General features: G+C 73.5%; 15 protein-coding genes. 3 read left to right on the top strand and 12 right to left on the bottom strand.

The features are described from left to right. Positions 1 to 9: 9 nt before the first annotated feature. The 10 genes from mtrA to FHU33_RS04490 all read right to left on the bottom strand — a co-directional run bounded on the left by mtrA (position 10) and on the right by FHU33_RS04490 (position 14,059). Positions 10 to 726, bottom strand: a complete 717-nt coding sequence (gene mtrA / locus FHU33_RS04535; protein ID WP_142024283.1) for an MtrAB system response regulator MtrA — start codon at positions 724 to 726, stop codon at positions 10 to 12. A gap of 151 nt (positions 727 to 877) precedes the next feature. After that, on the bottom strand, positions 878 to 2,362 hold the full coding sequence (gene ahcY / locus FHU33_RS04530; RefSeq protein WP_142024282.1) for an adenosylhomocysteinase: 1,485 nt from the start codon (positions 2,360 to 2,362) through the stop codon (positions 878 to 880). Positions 2,363 to 2,540: 178 nt separating this feature from the next. Then, positions 2,541 to 4,430, bottom strand: a complete 1,890-nt coding sequence (locus FHU33_RS04525; RefSeq protein ID WP_142024281.1) for a glycosyltransferase — start codon at positions 4,428 to 4,430, stop codon at positions 2,541 to 2,543. Between the two features lie 157 nt (positions 4,431 to 4,587). Further along, complete coding sequence (locus FHU33_RS04520) at positions 4,588 to 6,843, bottom strand: hypothetical protein (protein ID WP_211355001.1); 2,256 nt, start codon at positions 6,841 to 6,843, stop codon at positions 4,588 to 4,590. Positions 6,844 to 7,033: 190 nt separating this feature from the next. Then, entirely contained in the window at positions 7,034 to 8,209 is a 1,176-nt protein-coding gene (gene manA, locus FHU33_RS04515) for a mannose-6-phosphate isomerase, class I (RefSeq protein WP_142024280.1), read from the bottom strand. A 91-nt stretch (positions 8,210 to 8,300) separates the two neighbouring features. Further along, positions 8,301 to 10,064 (bottom strand): glycerol-3-phosphate dehydrogenase/oxidase, encoded by a 1,764-nt coding sequence (locus FHU33_RS04510; protein WP_142024279.1) that lies wholly within the window; start codon positions 10,062 to 10,064, stop codon positions 8,301 to 8,303. 153 nt (positions 10,065 to 10,217) lie between these two features. Next, a complete protein-coding gene (locus FHU33_RS04505; protein WP_142024278.1) occupies positions 10,218 to 11,162 on the bottom strand; it encodes a DUF808 domain-containing protein in 945 nt (314 codons plus the stop codon). Between the two features lie 159 nt (positions 11,163 to 11,321). Next, complete coding sequence (locus FHU33_RS04500) at positions 11,322 to 12,464, bottom strand: SIS domain-containing protein (RefSeq protein ID WP_142024277.1); 1,143 nt, start codon at positions 12,462 to 12,464, stop codon at positions 11,322 to 11,324. 24 nt (positions 12,465 to 12,488) lie between these two features. Beyond that, positions 12,489 to 12,698, bottom strand: a complete 210-nt coding sequence (locus tag FHU33_RS04495) for a Trm112 family protein (RefSeq protein WP_246063261.1) — start codon at positions 12,696 to 12,698, stop codon at positions 12,489 to 12,491. Continuing rightward, positions 12,695 to 14,059: a phosphomannomutase/phosphoglucomutase gene (locus FHU33_RS04490; RefSeq protein WP_142024276.1), complete on the bottom strand. Its 1,365-nt coding sequence runs from the start codon at positions 14,057 to 14,059 to the stop codon at positions 12,695 to 12,697. Before FHU33_RS04490 ends, FHU33_RS04495 begins: the two co-directional genes overlap by 4 nt. A gap of 204 nt (positions 14,060 to 14,263) precedes the next feature. On the opposite strand from FHU33_RS04490, the gene FHU33_RS04485 reads away from it, so the two are divergent. After that, a complete protein-coding gene (locus tag FHU33_RS04485) occupies positions 14,264 to 16,288 on the top strand; it encodes an HNH endonuclease signature motif containing protein (RefSeq protein ID WP_142024275.1) in 2,025 nt (674 codons plus the stop codon). A 369-nt stretch (positions 16,289 to 16,657) separates the two neighbouring features. Here FHU33_RS04485 and FHU33_RS04480 read toward each other — a convergent pair whose 3' ends face one another. Further along, complete coding sequence (locus FHU33_RS04480; protein WP_097182248.1) at positions 16,658 to 17,008, bottom strand: DUF3499 domain-containing protein; 351 nt, start codon at positions 17,006 to 17,008, stop codon at positions 16,658 to 16,660. 194 nt (positions 17,009 to 17,202) lie between these two features. Here FHU33_RS04480 and FHU33_RS04475 point away from each other — a divergent pair, with 194 nt between their 5' ends. Both FHU33_RS04475 and FHU33_RS04470 read left to right on the top strand, forming a co-directional pair. After that, positions 17,203 to 17,661: a metallopeptidase family protein gene (locus FHU33_RS04475; protein ID WP_142024274.1), complete on the top strand. Its 459-nt coding sequence runs from the start codon at positions 17,203 to 17,205 to the stop codon at positions 17,659 to 17,661. Positions 17,662 to 17,721: 60 nt separating this feature from the next. Continuing rightward, complete coding sequence (locus FHU33_RS04470; RefSeq protein ID WP_142024273.1) at positions 17,722 to 18,630, top strand: hypothetical protein; 909 nt, start codon at positions 17,722 to 17,724, stop codon at positions 18,628 to 18,630. Positions 18,631 to 18,633: 3 nt separating this feature from the next. Here FHU33_RS04470 and FHU33_RS04465 read toward each other — a convergent pair whose 3' ends face one another. After that, complete coding sequence (locus tag FHU33_RS04465; RefSeq protein ID WP_142024272.1) at positions 18,634 to 19,443, bottom strand: hypothetical protein; 810 nt, start codon at positions 19,441 to 19,443, stop codon at positions 18,634 to 18,636. Positions 19,444 to 19,468: the final 25 nt, after the last annotated feature.

Below are 19,468 nucleotides of genomic sequence, written 5' to 3'. Positions count from 1 at the left end.
CCGCGCCGGTCAGGACGGCCCGGCCTTGTAGCCGACGCCGCGGACGGTCAGGACGACCTCGGGCTTCTCCGGATCGCGCTCGATCTTCGCCCGGAGCCGCTGGACGTGGACGTTCACCAGCCGGGTGTCGGCGGCATGCCGGTAGCCCCACACCTGCTCGAGCAGCAGTTCGCGGGTGAACACCTGCCGCGGCTTGCGGGCCAGGGCCACCAGGAGGTCGAACTCCAGCGGCGTCAGCGCGATGGGGACGCCGTCGCGGGTGACCTGGTGGGCGGGGACGTCGATCTGCACGTCACCGATGGCGAGGTTCTCGGCCTGGCCGGTCTCGCCGCGACGCAGCTGCGCCCGGACGCGGGCCACCAGCTCGACCGGCTTGAAGGGCTTGGTGACGTAGTCGTCGGCGCCGGCCTCCAGCCCCTGGACGACGTCGATCGTGTCGCCCTTGGCCGTCAGCATGACGATCGGCACCGTGGACTGGGTGCGGATGTCCTGACAGATCTGCAGGCCGTTGCGGCCGGGCAGCATCAGGTCCAGCAGCACGAGGTCCGGCCGGGTCTGCTGGAAGACCCCCACCGCCCGGTTGCCGTCGGAGACGAACGCTGGCTCGTATCCCTCACGCCGCAGCACGATGCCGAGCATCTCGGCGAGAGCGGCGTCGTCGTCGACGACGAGGACACGGCCGCGACTGGGCCCGTTCTGCGGAGCGGTGGGTGGCACGGCGACCATTCTGCGCTGCTCAGCGGCAAAGGTGGCCTACCCGTCCGGGTGAGATGTCGGCGCGGCGGCGGTCGACTCCCCGCGAGGTCGCAGGCATAGGAACCTTTACCCCCTCCCCGACGGCCCGGGACGCAGGTAAAGGTTCCTATGCCTGAAGACCTCAGTAGCGGTAGTGGTCGCTCTTGTAGGGACCCTCGACGGGGACGCCGATGTAGTCGGCCTGCACCTTGGTCAGCTCGGTCAGCTGCACGCCGAGCGCGTCCAGGTGCAGCCGCGCCACGTGCTCGTCGAGCTTCTTCGGCAGCACCGTCACACCGGGGGTCTGCCCCTCGTAGGCGGCCCGGTTGGTCCACAGCTCGATCTGCGCGAGCACCTGGTTGGCGAACGAGGCGCTCATCACGAAGCTCGGGTGCCCGGTCGCGTTGCCGAGGTTCAGGAGGCGGCCCTCGGACAGCAGGATGATCGTGTGGCCGTCGGCAAAGCGCCACTCGTCGACCTGCGGCTTGACCGTCGTCCGCTCGATGCCGGGCGTGCGAGCCAGGCCGGCCACGTCGATCTCGTTGTCGAAGTGCCCGATGTTGCCGATGATCGCCTGGTGCTTGGTCCGGCCCAGCTGGTCGGCGCTGATGATGTCCTTGTTGCCGGTCGCGGTGATGATGATGTCGGCCTTGCCGATGACCTCGTCGAGGGTCGTCACCTCGTAGCCGTGCATCGCCGCCTGCAGGGCGTTGATCGGGTCGATCTCGGTGACGATCACGCGGGCGCCCTGCCCGCGGAGTGACTCGGCGCAGCCCTTGCCGACGTCGCCGTAGCCGCAGACCACGGCGACCTTGCCGCCGATCATGACGTCGGTGGCGCGGTTGATGCCGTCGATCAGCGAGTGCCGGCAGCCGTAGAGGTTGTCGAACTTGCTCTTGGTGACCGAGTCGTTGACGTTGATCGCCGGGAAGAGCAGCCGGCCGTCGCGGGCGAGCTCGTAGAGCCGCATGACGCCGGTGGTGGTCTCCTCGGTGACGCCCTCGATGCCCTGGCCGATGCGCGTCCAGTAGCCCGGGTCCTCGGCGAGGGTGTCGCGCAGCACGTCGAGGATGACGCCGTACTCCTCGGAATCGGCATCGGTCGTGTCCGGGACGACGCCGTCCGCCTCGAAGCGGGTGCCGAGGTGCACGAGCAGGGTGGCGTCGCCGCCGTCGTCGAGCAGCATGTTGGGGCCGACCACCGCGCCGCTCTCGTCGCGGAACTCGAACAGCCGCTGGGTGCACCACCAGTACTCGGGCAGCGTCTCGCCCTTCCAGGCGAACACCGGGACGCCGGCGGGCTGCTCGGGGGTGCCGTCGCCGACGACGATCGCGGCGGCGGCGTGGTCCTGGGTGGAGAAGATGTTGCAGCTGACCCAGCGGACGTCGGCGCCCAGCGCCTTCAGCGTCTCGATGAGGACGGCGGTCTGCACGGTCATGTGCAGCGACCCGGCGATGCGGGCGCCGGCCAGCGGCTGCGCATCGCCGTACTCGGTCCGCAGGGCCATCAGGCCGGGCATCTCGTGCTCGGCGAGCTGGATCTCCTTGCGGCCGAAGCCGGCCAGGGAGAGATCGGCGACCCTGAAGTCGCCGTCGGTCAGGGTGCGGGTGCCGGTGCTGGCGGTCATGTCGCTCCAGGTGGGCCCGGCCGGCAGGCCGGGCGATGCAGTCGGATGCAGGGTCGCTTCGATCCCCGCGGGAGCGGGGAGAGCGAGCATGCCGAGGCTTCGGCGGGGCTCGTGCCGCCCCCAGGATACGTCCACACCGGCGGCGCGGCCCGGACCCGCGCCGCCCAGCGGTCGACCGCTACCGCTCGGCCGCCTGCCGGCGCCCCTCGAACAGTCGCGTCCACGTCTCGCGGTCGGTCAGTTCCGGCAGCTGCGACCGGTACTGCTCCCGGGCGCGTTCGCCGTCCCGCGCCAGCCGCCAGAGCACCTCGCCACCACGACGGGCGAGCTCGAGCATGACGCCCCGGTCGAAGCGGCGAACCCGGACGCCCTCCTGCGAGTCATCGGTCACGACGGCCGTGTCGAACTGCGCCACGTGCCACCAGGAGGCATCGGACACGGGGACGGCTGCCGTACCGCTGGGCTTGCGCAGCAGCTGCCAGATGATGCGCTTGGCCAGCACGGACCGCAGCATCGAGGGCGTACCGGGCGATGTCGTCCTCGGCATGCCGACGGACGGCACGCCGGGCACGGCGTGGACGGGGTGGTTGGCCGTCTCCGGGTACGCCGCCCACAGCTTGCGGACCTCGGCGACGGTGTCGGCACCGCCGTCATCGAGGACGGAGGGGCCGCGGAGGAAGTCCTCCACCGCGCGGATCGTCAGCGCCGCCAGGCCGTAGCGCATGGAGACCAGGCTGTCGACCAGCTGCTTGGCGAGATGGTTGACGAGCCGCCGCCGGTCGAAGTCGCTGTGCAGGGCGCTGGTGATCAGCGAGTTCCGGAAGCTGAAGTACCGCGACCAGTCGTCCCAGTTCTTCCACGAGAACTCGGCATGCCAGACGCCGGCCCCCGGCAGGGTCACCGTGGGGAACCCGGCCGCACGGGCGCGCAGCCCGTACTCGATGTCGTCCCACTGGAAGAACATCGGCAACGGGTAGCCGATCGCCTGGACCACTTCGGAGGGGATCAGACACGACCACCACGCGTTGTAGTCGGCGTCCACGCGGATGTCCTGCTGCTCCTCGGTGACGTCGGTGTTGGCCAGGGCGTCCTTGACCGGCAGCCCCGCGCGCAGGATGCCCAGGTCCACCGTTTCCGCACCGACGTGCAGCCGGTCGGGGTGCAGGAGGTTCAGCATCTGCCCGCCGACGATGACGGGCTGGTCCGCCCGGTCGGCCAGTGCGCGCAGCCGGAAGACGGTGTCGGGCTCCAGCCGGATGTCGTCGTCCATCAGCAGGAGGTTGACGCGGTCGCTGGTCTCGTTGCGGACGGCTTCGTAGATGCCGCGCGTGAAGCCGCCGGCGCCGCCGAGGTTCGGCTGCCGGATGTAGTGCAGGGTCGAGCCGAGCAGCTCCGCGACGGCCGGGAAGGAGTCCCGCGAGTCGACCGTGTCGGTGCCCTGGTCGATCACGTAGACGGCGCCGAGCTCCGCGGTCACCTCGGGATCGGAGACGAGCGTGCGCAGGGTGGCCAGGCAGTCGTCCGCCCGGTTGTACGTGCAGATGACGACGGCGGTCGATCGGCGCGGCCGGATGGCCGCCACCGTCCAGCGCACCTGTTCGACGGTCAGTTCCGCAGCGGTCGTCCGGAACTCGAGCCAGAGGGCTCCGCCGTCCACGAACTTGTCGATGGCCACGGTCAGCTCGACGGCCTCCGACCGGCCGTCGTCGATGCGCCGGGTCGCGACCGCGCGCGCTTCCCCGGCACTGTCGGACGCCATCACGCGCACCTGACCCGAGCCGCTCACGACCGCGCTGACGTCGACCGAGCGCGCGGAGGTCCAGCGCTGCCAGTACGAGGCGGGGAAACGGCCGAAGTACGTGTTCGTGGACGCGACGGCGTGGCCGTCGAGGGTCAGCCGGGTCCGCTCCTGGACGAGCACGCCCTTGACGGGCGCGACGTAGAGCTCGTCCGGCGCGTCCGGCGAGGGACCGGCGAACAGCGTGCGCTGGGCGAGCAGCCGGCCGGCCCGTACGGCGGGCTGGACGGCCTGCTGGCGCGCAGCCGGCGCCTCGGTGTACAGCACCATGGACGAAGGGCTCCCTGTCGACGACGTTCCCCGCGTGGCGGGCACAGCTCGGAGAACGCTAACCGCGACAGGTGGGTCCGACAGCCCGAGCGGTCGCTGCCGAGCCGAAAACCCCCTGGGTCGTCACGCAGAGCGACCAGATGCCAGCTCGCTGACGTCACCCGCGCCATCGACGCCGCTGGCGCCACCAGACCAGCGTCTGCACCAGCACGACGATCGCGGCCGACGCGGCCGCTGCGGCCCCCAGGCGGAGACCGGGGATCTCGTAGGTCACGGTGAGCGTGTGCTCGCCGGCAGGCACGTCCAGGACGATCAGCCCGGCCGGGCCGTTGTCGACCTCGATCTCCCGCCCGTCCACCGTCGCGGTGTATCCGGGCCACGCCAGTCGCGCCAGCAGGATGCGGCCCGGGCCGTCGGCACGGTAGTCCACCGTCTCCCGGCGGGGTGTCGCAGAGCCGGCGAGGACGTCGACCTCCGGGGACGCCCAGGTGACGCGCCCGGGGCCGGCGAGCGGCTCCTCGCGGACCCAGACCGAGCGGACCGGCGTCCGGTCGGCCAGCGCCCAGCCCTCGGGTGGCGCCTCGTCGGCGACCCCGGGGACCAGCGAGTGCTGGACGACCAGCGTCGACACGCCCAGCGCATCGATCAGCGGCACCGGCACGCCGCCGCCGGCAGGCGCCCAGAGCCGGTCGAACGCCTCCGGGCACATGACCCCCCGGTAGTCGATGCACAGTTCGTCGTTGAACTCCAGGAACCCGATCCCGCTGTAGCTGGTCAGGCTGTCGACCCCGGCCGCGCCGGGCAGGTTCCCGAAGAGGAACTCCCCCGAGCGGAGTTGCTGGGACGTCACGCCGGTCTGGGCTGCGAGCTGCAGCACCCTGCCCTCGTAATCGACCGCACCGGCCGACGTACCGGAGAGCTCGTAGGCCGGGTAGTTGGGGATGTGCCCCTCCGGCACGGGCGGGAAGACCGTCGTCTGGAAGGCGACCACCCCGGCCGTGCCGACGACGACGACGAGGCCGAGGGCGGCCATGCCGCGCCGGAAGAACGCCGTGGTGGCGAGGGCGACGAGGATCGCGACCCCCGCCAGCCCCGCCACGTGGACCCGCGTCATCTCCGGCTGGACGGCCCAGGACAGGTACGCCCCGGCCAGGACCACCGCGGCGCTCGCCACGGCCCGTTGCCGTCGCCGGTCGGTCGCGAGCCCGGCGGACAGCAGGACGGCGAACAGCACAGCGAGCGCGAGGTAGAGGTACTCGATCAGCCGCAGCGGCCAGCGGAACAGCCAGAGGTTCGAGGGCCCCACGGTGGCCAGCAGGTACAGGCCGGCGACGACGAACAGGCTGGTCATGGATGCCAGCCGGTGCCGGGCGTCCGCCCATCGCAGCCAGGGCAGGAGGGGCAGCACGAACCAGGCGAAGTACGTGGAAGGCAGCTGCTCCAGCAGCGCGCCGTTCCAGTTGGTGATGGAGGGCAGGTAGGTCGGTGAGCTCGAGGCTGCGAGGTCGCCGAGGTCGGGCACGAGGAAGGTGTCGTTCACCAGGTCGGCGAGCTGCTGGCGCGCGGAGACGGAGCTCGTGCCGAGCAGCGGGAGGAAGACGAGGAACGCGACCACGCCCACGCAGGCGCCCATGACCACCAGGTGCGCGAGCCGGGCGAGGTTGCGCTGCAGGAGGAGCTCGACGGCGATCGCGGCGAGTACGACCACCAGGCCCAGCGCCGCGTAGGGGTTCCCGGTGGTCATGGCGAGGAACCCGAAGAGGAAGGGCACGAGGGGGATCAGCCGACCGCGCGCGTGCCGCCGCGCGGACCACCAGAAGTGGGTCACCCAGGTGAACGCCATGAGGCCGGCCGGCCAGCCCGAGGCCTCGTACCAGAGCGTGAAGCCCGACACCGGCAGGGCGACGGCGACGACGACGGCCGGCACACGGCCGGCCCCGTACTCCCTGGCCAGCAGGTACGTGCCCATCGCGAGGAGGGCGAGGAACTGGACCATCACGGCGGCCGCAGCGAGCGACAGGTTGTCGAAGGTGGAGATCAGGACGGCGTCCACCAGCGTGACAGGGTTGAACACCCCGTACGCGGCCTCCCCGACCACGTTCCCGCCGGCCCAGCTGTCCGGGTCGAAGACCAGCCACTCCCCGTTCCGGAGCGCCGTCCCCAGCATGTGCCAGCGCGGGATGAACGACTCGACGTTGTCACCGACGTAGTAGAAGAAGTTCCCCCGCCACTGCGGGATGAGGCCGATCAGGCCCGAGAGCGCCCCCACCCCCAGGGTGACGAGCCATTCCGGGGTGGTGCGCAGCCGGCGTCCGATCCGCCTGGGCAGCGAGGGGGCGGCTGGGGAGCCGGCGGTGTCGCGAGCGGCCGCGACGGATGCGCCGACGACCTGGTCGGTGGTGTCAGCGCTCACTGGCCGGCCCGTACCGACGTCCGGGAGCCGTCGCGCCGCTCCGGGTCCATGGACACGCGGTGGTACCGCACCAGGTCGCCCTCCTCCGGCCTCGGCCCGGGCGGGCGAGGTGCTCGACGCTTCCCGGGACGTCCGTTCCCGGTCGACCCAGGCTACGAGGGATGGCCGGATCCCGAACGGAACACCCGGTTCAGCGAAGGGCGGTCGTCGTCCGGTACAGCACGGCCGGCCCGTGGGCGCTGACCGGCACGCCGGCCGGGATGAACGCCGCCGCCCCCTGCGCGAGGGTCAGCGTCCCGTCGGCGGACGCGAGTTCCGCGTCGCCCTCGGTGCACAGCAGGACCTGAGGGCCACGGGTGGTCAGGGAACCGGTCTGCGCGTCCAGCTGGATCCGGGTGAGGTCGAAGTCCTCGACCGGCACGGGGTAGCGGAGCCCACCGGGGCCCAGGACCGGGTGGATGACCGGAACACGCCCGTCGGCGAAGTCCAGTACCTCGATCAGGGCGGCCAGGTCGACGTGCTTTCCGGTCAGGCCACCGCGCAGCACGTTGTCGGAGCTGGCCATCACCTCGACGCCGGCCCCGGACAGGTAGGCGTGCAGGTTGCCCGCCGGGAGGTAGACCGCCTCGCCCGGGGCCAGCTTCAGGTGGTTGCACATCAGCGAGATGACCACCCCCGGGTCGCCGGGGTAGGTCTCGGCCAGCGACGCCGCCCACCGGTAGGTGTTGATGAACTCCGGGTCGTGCGCGGTCACGAACCGGGTCGCCGACCGGGCGACGGCGGTGACCAGCTCGTCGCGGAGCTCCGGGCTCAGCGCGAGCAGCTGCGGGATGGCCGCGCGCAGGCCGCCGCGGGCCAGTGCCGCGATCGTCGGCTTCAGCTCGGGGACCTGCAGCTTGGCCAGGCAGTGCAGCGACTCCTCGACGGGCCGGAAGCCGCACAGGGCCTCGAACTCGGTGAGCGCGAGGAGCAGCTCCGGCTTGTGGAAGGGATCCTTGAAGGTGCGCTTGGGATCGTCGTGCGGGATCCCCGCCGTCTCCTCGGCCGCGAAGCCGGCCTGCGCCTGCTCGGTCGTGGGGTGCGCCTGCAGGGACAGCGGCTGCTCCGCGGCCAGCACCTTCATAAGGAACGGCAGCCGACCGCCGAACCGCTCGCTGACGGCCGGGCCCAGCAACAGGTCGGGGTCGGACTGGATGGCCTTGTCCAGCGGCGTGCCGGTGGACAGCACGCTCGGCGCGTCGGGGTGGGCGCCCATCCAGAGCTCCGCGTACGGCTGGTCGGCAGGGCTGACCTCACCCAGGAGTTCCGGGATGACCGTGCGCGAACCCCAGGGGTAGTGCCGCACGGTGTTCATCAGCTGCCACATCGGCTGGGAGGCTACCGGCCCGGGCCGGTCCCGCAGGAGGTCTTCACCCGTGGGAGGGGGACCCCTCAGCGACCGCCACGGGACCGGTGGCTCACACCCCCGCGCGCACGTCCGGGGCACCGAGCCGGGCGGCGTCCGCGGTGTGGTCGTCGGGCATCCGCTGGGACTCCCGTTCGGCGTCGACGCGCGCGGCGTAGTGCGCCACCTCGCGCGCGGTCCGTTCCTCGTCCCAGCCCAGGGTCGTGGCCATGAGACGGGCCACCTCCGGGGCCGATTCGACCCCACGGTGCGCGGTCTCGATCGACACGCGGGTCCGCCGCGTCAGGACGTCGTCGAGGTGCAGCGCCCCCTCGGCGACGACGGCGTGCAGCACCTCAGCGGCCAGGTAGCCCGGCGCCCCCTCCAGCGGCCGGCCCAGCGCCGGGTCGTCCCGCACCCGGTCGAGGACGTCCTGGATGCGGTCGCCGTGCCGGCGCAGCAGCCGTCCCACGGTCTCCTCGGGCACCCCGCCGGCGGCCGCGAGCTCGGCCGCCCGGACCCTGACGTCCTGCCAGCGGTGCGCGCCGACCAGTGGCAGCCGCGCCGTCCGGGACGCCGGGACTCCCGGCAGGCCGGCGACCGCCGCGTCGACGGCGTCCTCGGCCATGACCCGGTAGGTCGTGTACTTGCCGCCGGCGACCAGGACGAGGCCGGGGACCGGGGTGATGACGGCGTGCTCGCGCGAGAGCCGGCTCGTCTCGTCGGACTCCCCCGCCAGCAGCGGCCGCAGGCCCGCGTAGACACCGAGGATGTCGTCGGTGCCGACCGGCCGTACGAGCACCCGGTTGACCTGATCGAGGATGTAGTCGATGTCGGCGCTGCTCGCCGCGGGATGGTCGCGGTCCAGCCGCCACGGCGTGTCGGTGGTGCCGACGATCCAGCGTTCGCCCCACGGGATGACGAACAGCACGCTGGTGGGTGTCCGGAGGATCAGGCCGGCCTGCGAGCCACCCGCCTCGCCGAGCCCGGCCCGGTCGATGGCCGACCCGGGCAGGACCAGGTGCACCCCCTTGGAGGCCCGCACCTTGAGGCTCGGCGCCGAGTCGCCGAGCATCGACCCGATGTCGTCGCTCCAGACACCGGTCGCGGCCACGACGCTGCGGGCCCGCACCGAGAACGACGACCCGTCGGTCAGGTCAGCGACGCGGGCACCGACGACCGGCGAGTCCGTGCCCGCGCCGTCCCGCAGCAGCCCGGTCACCCGGGCGCTGGAGAGCACCCGCGCCCCGTACCCGGCCGCGGTGCGCACGACGGCGAGGGTGTGCCGCGCGTCGTCCACCTGGGCGTCCCAATAGCGGATGGCACCGCGCACGACGTCGCCCCTCAGCGCCGGGAAGGCCGCCAGGGTCTTCGTCCGGGACAGGTGCCGGTGGCGAGGAATCTCCCGACCCGGCGTGAAGGCAGCGCCGAGCACGTCGTAGAGGGCGACCCCGGCGCCGAAGTAGGCGCGCTGCCAGACCGGCGCGGTGAGCGGCAGCAGGAAGGGCAGCGGGGTCACCAGGTGCGGGGCGATCGTCTGGACCAGCCGGGAACGCTCGGACAGCGCCTCGCGGACCAGCGGGAACGCGAACTGCTCGAGGTAGCGCAGCCCACCGTGGATGAGCTTGCTCGAGCGGCTCGACGTCCCCGCCGCCCAGTCGCGCGCCTCCACGATCGCCACCGACAGCCCACGGCTGGCCGCGTCCAGCGCCGCGCCCGCGCCGGTCACCCCGCCGCCGATCACGAGGACGTCGACGACGCCCTCGGCGAGCGCGTCCCGGTCGGCCCGGCGGCGCTCCGGTGACAGCAGAGTGCGGTCGGTCTTCCCCGAGTGCATGACTCCCACTGTCCCCCAACGGCCACCGGCCCCGTCCCGAGGCCCGGCCCTTCCCATGGCACCGCCGCGAGCTGCGAGCGGTGGGGTAAGGCCCCGCCCCGAGGCTCGTCCCGATCTTGCGAAGGGTGAGGAGGACGGGGTCCTTCGACTTCTTCAGTGGGCCTCGGCCGTCTTCTTCTTGCGGTGGAACGTCAGGTTCATGACCAGCACGACCAGCGCCCCGACGGCCAGCCCGAGGATCGCGCTGCCCAGCGTGTTGACGATCCAGCCGACCACCCCGCCCAGCGCGCCGGTGGCATCGTGCGCGGCCTCCTCGAGGTGGTGCACGAACTCGTACAGCGGGTGGAAGCCCAGTTCGTCGGTGCCCAGCAGGATGATGTGCCCACCCACCCACAGCATCGCCACGGTCCCGATGACGGTGAGGGCGCTGAGCAACCGCGGCATGGCCTTCACCAGTCCGCGGCCGAAGCGGGCGATGCCCTTCCCGGAGCGCTGGGAAAGAGCCAGCCCGACGTCGTCCATCTTCACGATCAGGCCGACGACGCCGTAGACCAGCACCGTGATCCCGATGGCGACGACGACCAGGATGGCCGCCCGCGAGAGGAAGGCCTCGCTCGCCACCTCGTTGAGGCTGATGACCATGATCTCGGCCGACAGGATGAAGTCGGTGCGCACGGCCCCCGACACGATGGTCTTCTCGTCCGGGAGCGCGTCCTCCACCGTGGCGTGGGCCTCGGCGTGGCCGCTGATCCGGTGCCAGATCTTCTCCGCCCCCTCGTAGCAGAGGTAGGCACCGCCGATCATCAGGATCGGCGTGAGCAGCCAGGGCAGGAACTGGCTGAGCAGCAGGATCGCGGGCAGGATGATCAGGAGCTTGTTGCGCAGCGAGCCGAAGGCGATCTTCCGGATGATCGGCAGCTCGCGCTCGGCGTTGAGGCCGTGCACGTACTGCGGCGTGACCGCGGTGTCGTCGACGACGACGCCGGCCGCCTTCATGCTGGCTCGCCCTGCGGCGGCCCCGATGTCGTCGATCGAGGCGGCGGCGGCGCGCGCCAGCACCGCCACGTCGTCCAGCAGGGCTACCAGTCCACCCGCCACGGGAAGTCCTTCCGGTCGGTCAGCACGTGTGCGCTGTCCTTGTGATCTTGGCTCGTCCGGCCGTGCCGCGCGCGGATGCGCTCGACGATTCCCGGCGCTGATACCCGGTCGCGCCCCGTCGAAGCCCTCGGCTGCCGCGGCCGGGCCGTCGACGCAGGGTCATGGGCGGAGGGCCCGCTCGTTGTCGAGTGCGAGTGCCAGGTAGACGGCGCTGAAGTCGGCGACGGCCAGCTGCCGCGCCAGGCGGGGCAGTCGGGCGAAGCGGCCCGGGTCACCGTGCTCGGCGAGCCCGCTGACCGGGACGGTGTGGGCGGCCGCGGTGCGCAGCACCTCGTCCGTCGCGGCGGCGGCCGAGCGCGGTTCCCGCTCCCCCGCGCCGTCGTCCCCACCGGCGTCGGTGTCGCGGATGGTCAGCAGGCGCAGCCGGCGGCCCGGATCGTCGGCACGGTCCCGGAAGAAGTCGTCCGCGTCGCGCGGGGCCAGCGGCCCGCCGAGGACCGCGCAGGCCGCGACGCGCTGGTCCGGCAGTCGGAACCCGGTCGCGGGCAGCCCGGCGAGGGTGGCCAGCTGGTCGGCGATCCGGGCGGCCGCCGCCCCGGCGAGCGGCCCCTCGGCGACGATCACCGGCAGGGCGTCGAGCAGCTCCAGGGCGAGGGTCTTGGCCGGATTGACGAACGACTCCCGGGCGGGGCCGCACTCCATGGCGACCTCGTCGAGCGCCGTGGCGATCGCCTCGGGGTCGGCGACCTCCGCGGGGAGCAGCTCCAGATCACGGGCCAGGAGCAGCAGCGGCGTGAGCAGCGACCACAGTGTGGTGTGCTGCACCCGGGAGCCCGGCAGCGCGACGTAGGGGGCACGGGCCGCGGAGCACGCGGCGCGCAACGGCGCGTCCTCGGCCCCGATGCCGACGAGTGCGACGCCTCGCCGGGCGGCCTCGTAGGCGGGGGCGACCGCGTAGGTTCCGGCACCGGTGCGGGTGGCCACGACGGCGATGTCGCTCGGGCCGGACCACACCGGCAGCGTCGGTCCTGGCACGACCTCCACGGTGACCGGGCTGGAGGGGCCCAGCAGCGCCCGCAGCACCGAGGCGGCCACCGCGCCCTCGCGGCGGGCGACGATGACCAGCCCGCGGGGCCGGCCCCCTCCGGTCACCCGCGCCAGGCCCGCCTCGGCGGTGAGCCGCGCAGTCTCCCGGACCTGGGCGCCGGCTCCCGCGACCGCCGGCAGCAGGCCCCTCGGGTCCCGCGCGCGCAGCAGGTCGAGGTCGTCGAGGACCTCCTCGGCGAGCTCGGGCGACGTCATCGGGCGCTCCCCGTCATCTTGGCGTCACGCGCTCCGGTGACGGGCCTCGTCCAGCAGGAGGACGGGAATGCCGTCGCGCACCGGAAAGGCCCGGTCGCACGTGGTGCACAGCAGCTCGCCGGCCTGCTCGTCGACGGTGAGCGGGCTGTGGTGGGTGTCCGGGCAGGCCAGGATCGAGAGCAGGTGCGGGTCCAGGCCCAGGGGCCCGGTCGCCGGGTTCGAGGTCTCCGTCATGCGCGCACCATTCCCAGGATCCGATTCCGAAGTTCGGTCATCCGCGCCTCGTCCGGCGCTTCGACGTTGAGCCGCAGCAGCGGCTCGGTGTTGCTGGCCCGCAGGTTGAACCACGCGCCGTCGGGCAGCTGCACCGTCAGGCCGTCCAGCTCGTCGACGGCGACGCCGTCCTGCTCCGCGAAGGCATCGCGGACCTCGCCCATCGTCGCCGAGGTGTCGGCGACCGTGGAGTTGATCTCGCCGGATGCCGCGTACCGGCTGTAGGCGGCGGTCAGCTCCGACAGCGGCCGGGACTGCTCTCCCAGCGCGGCCAGCACGTGCATGGCGGCGAGCATGCCGGTGTCGGCCCGCCAGAAGTCGCGGAAGTAGTAGTGCGCGGAGTGCTCACCCCCGAAGACCGCGTCGGTGCGGGCCATCTCCTCCTTGATGAAGGAGTGCCCGACGCGGGTCCGGACCGGCTCGCCCCCGTACTCACGGACGATCTCGGGGACCGCCCGGGAGGTGATCAGGTTGTGGATGATCGTCGTCCCGCGGCCCTTGGCCAGCTCGCGGACGGCGACCAGAGCCGTCACCGCCGAGGGACTCACCGGGTCGCCGTTCTCGTCGACGACGAACACCCGGTCGGCGTCGCCGTCGAAGGCCAGGCCGATGTCGGCGCCGTGCTCGCGGACGGCGGCCTGCAGGTCGACGAGGTTCGCCGGGTCGAGGGGGTTGGCCTCGTGGTTGGGGAAGCTGCCATCGAGCTCGAAGTACAGCGGCACGATCTCCAGCGGCAGGCCCGCGAGGACAACGGGGACTGTGTGCCCACCCATGCCGTTCCCGGCGTCGACGACGACGGTCAGCGGGCGGATGCCCGACAGGTCGACGAGCGAGTGCAGGTGGTCCGCGTACCCGGCGAGGACGTCCTGGGAGCTGACCGTCCCGACCCGGTCGGGGACACGGTCGTAGGCGTCGCGCTCGGCCCACTCGCGGATCGTCGCCAGGCCGGAGTCCTGGCCGATCGGCGCCGCACCGGCGCGGCACATCTTGATGCCGTTGTACTGCGCGGGGTTGTGGCTGGCGGTGAACATCGCGCCCGGCATGTCGAGCGACCCGGACGCGTAGTACAGGAGGTCGGTGGAGCCCAGGCCCGCCTCGACGACGTCGACGCCACGGCTGATCACGCCCTCGGCGAAGGCCCGCGACAGCGGCACCGAGGACTCGCGCATGTCATGGGCGGTGACCACCGCGGTGGCCTCGCCGTCGCTCATCACGAACTCGGCGAACGCCGCGCCGATCGCCCGGCTGACATCCTCGTCCCAGTCGCCGGGCACGACGCCGCGGACGTCGTACGCCTTGATGATCGGTGACAGGTCCGGCAACGCAGCTCACCCTCGCTCGCGACATCATGCGGCCGGGTGACACCCGGCGTCGCCGACCCTAACGGCGGCCGGCGGGCCACGGCTCGGGGGCACCGCCGCGGACCTGGGACCGGCTGCCGGACGACCAGCCCGGTCGCCGCACCCGGAGCAACGCTCCTCCGAAACCGCTGGTGAGGCCCCCGCACGTCCGCTATCATCGAACATGTGTTCGACGACGTGGTGGTGTTGACGGCGGCGGAGTACGACGCCTACGTCATCGCCTGCCTCGAGACCGAGTTCGGCGCCGACTACCCCGATGCCGCCGACTTCGTCCGCGACGAGCACCAGCGCTTCCTCGACGCCCGAGCCCGGCTGCTGTCGGCCGGCGCGGCCCAGCTCGACCAGGCGGCCGCCGCCGACCGGGACGCCGCCCGCGCCGCCGCCGCCCGCGCCCGGGCCCTGGCCGCCTTCGCCCGCAGCCGCCCGGCGGCGATGTTCGACCGCGCACCCGGCGAGCGGGGCGCGGCCTCGGCGGCATCGGTCGCGGCCCGGCCCGCCGCACTCACCGAGGTCAGCGAATGGGCCGTGGACGAGGCCGCGGCCACGCTGGGCGTCTCCGCGCGGACCGCCTCCCTCATGCTCGTCGAGGCGGTGACCCTGGTGGAGGGCCTGCCCGCCACCCTCGCCGCGCTGGGCGCCGGCGACATCTCCCCCGCCCACGCGCACGTGATGGTCGAGATCGCCGGCCCGGTGTCCACCCCGCAGAAACGCGCGCAGGTGCAGGCGGCGGTGCTGCCCCGGGCCCCGCGGCAGACCACCGCCGCCCTGCGGGCCTGTCTGCGGCGCGCGGTCGCCCGCATCGACGCCGCCGCCGCCGCGCAACGACTGGCCGCCGCCGTGCGGAACAGGCAGGTCCGGCTGGACGCCCGCGACGACGGCATGACGGCGATGACCACGCTGTGGGCCACCCCGCTCGCCCGCGCCTGCCACCAGACGCTCAGCGCCTACGCCACGGCCTGCGCATACGACGAGAACGGCGACCGTGACCCCCGCACCCACCAGCAGCGCATGGCCGACTGCCTCGCCGACCTCATCCTGCGCCCGCACGCCGACCACCCGCCGGTGCAGATCGCACTCACCCTGGTCACCGGCGTGGACACCCTCACCGGACACGGACCCGGCGCCGACGAGCCGGCCGAGGTCGACGGCGACCTCGTGCCCGCCGCACTCCTCCGCGAACTCGCCTACACCCTCGGCCTGCTCCCCCGCCCCGCACCCACCCCCGGCGACACCGAGAACCACCACACCGACGGCCACCACACCGACACCGACACGCCCGGCGCTGACGGGCAGGGCGACGACACGGAGGCGGCCCACGCCGACACCGCCGACGACACCGACCCCGACACCGACACCGACACCGCCGAGGGGGGCACCGCTGAGGACGGCGCTGCTGAGGGCGGCGTCGCCGAGCGCGGCGCTGCCGGGGAGGCCGCGACCGCCGAGCCGGGCCCCTCCGCCGCAGCCGCCTCCCCTGGCCGCCGGCCCGACACCGACATCGCCGCGCTGCGCAGCGCGGAACTCACCGCAGCCCAGGAACTACTCACCACCCTCACCGGCGCCGCCCGGCAGACCCGGACCGGCGTCGCCGACACAGCAGCACGGGCGGCGCTGACCCGACTGCTGGACACCCGCCGGCTGATCGACACCGCGCTCGCCGAACGGCCCCGCATCGCGGTGACCGACCAACTGACCGGCACGCTGCTGGCGCTCACCGACAGCACCGAACTCCGGCACGCCGCCACCACCGGCCACGGACTCAGACCCCCACCGGGCACCCACGCCTACCGCCCCACCGACCCCCTCCACCGCTTCGTCCAACTCCGCGACCGACGCTGCCGCTTCCCCGGCTGCCGCACCCGCGCCCGCTGCTGCGACCTCGACCACCAGACCCCCCACCCCCACGGGCCCACGGCGCACGACAACCTCGCCTGCCTGTGCGAACACCACCACCGCCTCTCCCACCAAGCCCCCGGCTGGCGACTGCACCGCGACCCCGACGGCGGCCTGGTGTGGACCCTGCCCAGCGGACGCACCCTCACCACCCACCCGCCCGCCTTCGGCACCGACGACGGCAGCACCCCCACCGCCCTCCCACCACCACCCACCGGCCAGCAGAAGTACGCCGCGGCCCGCGCCGCGATCCGCGCATCCAGGCCCGCCCCACCCGACCCGCGCATCCCCTTCTGAACGCTGGGACTCACGCCCACTGCGTTGAGGGTGAGGTAGGAACCCGCGCCTGCCCGGGCGCCGCGTCCCAACCTCCAGCCTGCGGGTCCGGATGCCGCGGTAGCCCTGCCCTCGCACCAGCGCTGAGTGCTGGCTGCGACGATGACGGCCTGCGCGGCCACGAACACCTGAGCGGGAGGCCGCCGATCTCACCCGGCCGACGGCACGGTCGTCGCGCGACTACTTCATGAACGGCCGGCACTTTCCCCGGAGGGGGAACACGGGTACCCGCAGATCCTTCTGGGCTGCCGCGAGCAGGGTCCAACGGTGTGCTGGAAACGCCGCGCGCTCGCTACGAGCGCCGACGTCCCGCCCTCACCGCAAGGGAACTCAGGTCAGGTCAGGCAAGACCCGGAGGTGTCCACGACGGGTGCCACTGCCGTCGTCGGCGGGGTTTCGCGGCGGCTCGGGGCGCGCCGCCTCGCGGACGGCGTCAGCCAGGGCGAGCAGGTCGTCACCGGTCGGCCCGGCGTCGTCGAGGTCGATCTCGTGGCGGACGACCTCCCAGCCGCGCGGAACCGTCAGGCGCTCGGCGTGGAATTCGCACAGGTCGTAGCTGTGCGGCTCGGAGAACGTCGCCAACGGACCGACAACGGCCGTCGACTCCGCGTACACGTAGGTCAGAGTCGCCGCTGCCGGTTGCGCGCAGCCGCTGCGCGAGCAGCGACGTGACTGCCTCACCACCGGTTCCTCACGCTCGGCACAGTAATCGCGCTCGGCGGTCGATGGGAGCAGGCGCACCGGAAATCTGGTCGACGGTGGACGCCGCGCCCCATCCTGCACGATGACCCCGCAGGCACCGACACCGGTCCTGGCCCTTCCCGCACCCGTGTCTCGGCCGCAGCCCCGCCGGTGGCCGTACCCTTCGACCCGTCATGAGCCGACCCCCGAACCGCTCCCGCCGCGACCGCCACGGTCGCGGACTGCGCGGCCGCCTGGTGCCCAGCGAGGTCCCGCTGGCCCGCAGCCGCGCCGAGCAGTTCGACGACCTGGTCCTCGACGCCGTGGAGGACATCGAGCGCCGCTGGGAGCGTGAGCTGGCCGGCGTCGAGTTCGCCGTCGAGGACGTGCCCTGGGTCGAGCACACCAGTCCCGACGACGTCGTCCTGGACGCCGACGTCCTGGACGACGCCTCCGTGCCGCTGGCCCGGGTGCTGCCCGCCCACCGCGACAACGGCCGCGAGGTGCCGCCGCGGATCGTCGTCTACCGGCGACCGCTGGAGATCCGGGCGCATGACCGCGACGACCTCGCCGACCTCGTGCGCGACGTGGTCGTCGACCAGGTCGCGGTCCTGCTGGGCCGGGACCCCGAGGAGATCGACCCCACCGGCTGAGCAGGGCGGCCCGGCGGTCACCGGCGAGCCCGCGCGGGACGCCCTGGGATGCTGACCGCGATGGAGATCCCCGTGACCGCCGGGCCGTGGCTCGTGCTCGGCCTGGTGCTGGGGATGCTCCTGCCGGTGCTCGGCGCACTCGCCGTCAGGGCCCGGCGCCGCCGCCCCGGCACCCGAGCGGCCGCACCGCCACCCCCCGGTCCCGTCGTCGACGACCTGCCCGGCTTCCTGGAGTCCCCACCCGGCTCCGTGCCCGCCCCACCTCTCCCGGACGCGGGCTGGCCGGCACTCAGCGCCCCCGCGCCTCGCCCGCCGGCGACGCCCGTGCCACCACGGGACAGGTCCGGGAGCACCGGCGTGCTGGTCGCGATGGCCGTCACCGCGCTGCTGCTGATCGGTGCGGCCGCGGCGGTCGCGACCGCCCGGGCCCCGAACCCCGCCGGCGTCGGGGACAGGGACGCCCGGCCGGAGCGGGCGAGCACCTCGCCCGGACCGGCGCCCGGTTCCGTGTCGGCGGAGCTGGCGTTCGAGAACGTCGTCCTGGAACGGCACGCCGTCGGCGTCACGGTGGCCGCTCCGACGGTGCGGGTGACCGCGGCGGACGGGCGGGCGACCGCCGAGGTGGAACTCGAGACGTACAACTGCCTGCGCGACGAGGCGCCCGAGGACCCCGTCGCGGCCGGCTGCAGCCGGTCGGTCACCGAGTACGCCCAGCTGTCCGCGCCGGAGCTCGCCGTGCGACCCGACGGCGACACGCTCCGCGTCTCGGGTGCGTTCCCGACCTGGCGCGAGCCGTTCGGCTCGCCCCCTGTCGCCACCGGACGGGTCTACGAGTTCACGGTGACCGCCGCTCCCCGTGACGGCCGGGCCGGGAACGGGCGGGAGGCTGCCACCGGCCTGCTCGAGCTCGGCGACGAGCGCGTGGGCACGCGGGACGACGGGGCCAGCGTGATCACCTACGGCGGCTGACGCTCAGGGCCAGCCATGCGCTGGATCGGTCAGCGCGACCACCGGCGCACCCATGCCGGGGTCGAGGCCCCCGACGTCGGTCCAGCCCCACCAGGGCCAGCGGTCGGCGCCGTCGACGAGGGTGAGCAGCGCGGCTCGCGGCTGCTCGCCGCCGGGCAGCACGGCCAGCTCGACCTGCCCGATCGCGGCGTGCAGGCGGGCGGCGGCCCGCAGGAAGTCCCGCCTCCGACGGTCCGGCTCGCGGGCCAGCACCGCGGGCAGCAGTCGCTCGAGGTCGCGCGACTCCTGGCTCCGCGCCACCTCACCCACGCCGTCGAGCCCGTCGACGGTCCCACTGCTGCGGGCGTTGGCGATCAGCCCGTCGGGCAGCTGCGCCGCCAGCGCCCGCGCCGTCGGATCGCCCAGCGGCAGGCCCGTCAGGGACAGCCGCCGGGGACCCCGCAGCGAGTTCAGCAGGTCGCAGATCCCCACCGCGAGCAGCTCGGCGGCCCGTCCGTCGCGGGCGAGCAGCCGTGCCGGCGGCCGACCACCGGGAACCGGACCCACCCCGTCGCCCAGCATCGTGACGTGTGTCGCCAGGCCGCGGCGGCGCAGGGTGAGGAACGCCACGGCCTCCGGACGGCCCTGCGCGTGCGGCTCGACCACGATCGCCACCGGCCGGCCGCCGCCACGGCGGGCGGCCCCCGCGTTGAGCACGGCGGTGAGCCAGGGCCCGCGGGCGGTCGCCGGGGCGCGAAGAGCGGCCATCAGCGGACCCGCTGCACGGACCTCGCGGACCACCCCGGCACGACCGACGGCGACCCGGGTGAACACCCCCGAATACGACCACAGCCGCCGA

It is taken from the genome of Blastococcus colisei (assembly GCF_006717095.1).
GTDB classification, from domain to species: domain Bacteria; phylum Actinomycetota; class Actinomycetes; order Mycobacteriales; family Geodermatophilaceae; genus Blastococcus_B; species Blastococcus_B colisei.
This window is presented reverse-complemented; position numbering and strand designations above follow the sequence as displayed.

What these genes read in the sequence shown, in the direction of transcription:
- FHU33_RS04470 (WP_142024273.1), top strand. Translation starts at nt 17,722, where the DNA reads ATGGAGATCCCCGTGACCGCCGGGCCGTGGCTCGTGCTCGGCCTGGTG.
- FHU33_RS04500 (WP_142024277.1), bottom strand. Translation starts at nt 12,464, where the DNA reads ATGACGTCGCCCGAGCTCGCCGAGGAGGTCCTCGACGACCTCGACCTG.
- mtrA (WP_142024283.1), bottom strand. Translation starts at nt 726, where the DNA reads ATGGTCGCCGTGCCACCCACCGCTCCGCAGAACGGGCCCAGTCGCGGC.
- manA (WP_142024280.1), bottom strand. Translation starts at nt 8,209, where the DNA reads ATGTGGCAGCTGATGAACACCGTGCGGCACTACCCCTGGGGTTCGCGC.
- FHU33_RS04510 (WP_142024279.1), bottom strand. Translation starts at nt 10,064, where the DNA reads ATGCACTCGGGGAAGACCGACCGCACTCTGCTGTCACCGGAGCGCCGC.
- FHU33_RS04495 (WP_246063261.1), bottom strand. Translation starts at nt 12,698, where the DNA reads ATGACGGAGACCTCGAACCCGGCGACCGGGCCCCTGGGCCTGGACCCG.
- ahcY (WP_142024282.1), bottom strand. Translation starts at nt 2,362, where the DNA reads ATGACCGCCAGCACCGGCACCCGCACCCTGACCGACGGCGACTTCAGG.
- FHU33_RS04525 (WP_142024281.1), bottom strand. Translation starts at nt 4,430, where the DNA reads ATGGTGCTGTACACCGAGGCGCCGGCTGCGCGCCAGCAGGCCGTCCAG.
- FHU33_RS04475 (WP_142024274.1), top strand. Translation starts at nt 17,203, where the DNA reads ATGAGCCGACCCCCGAACCGCTCCCGCCGCGACCGCCACGGTCGCGGA.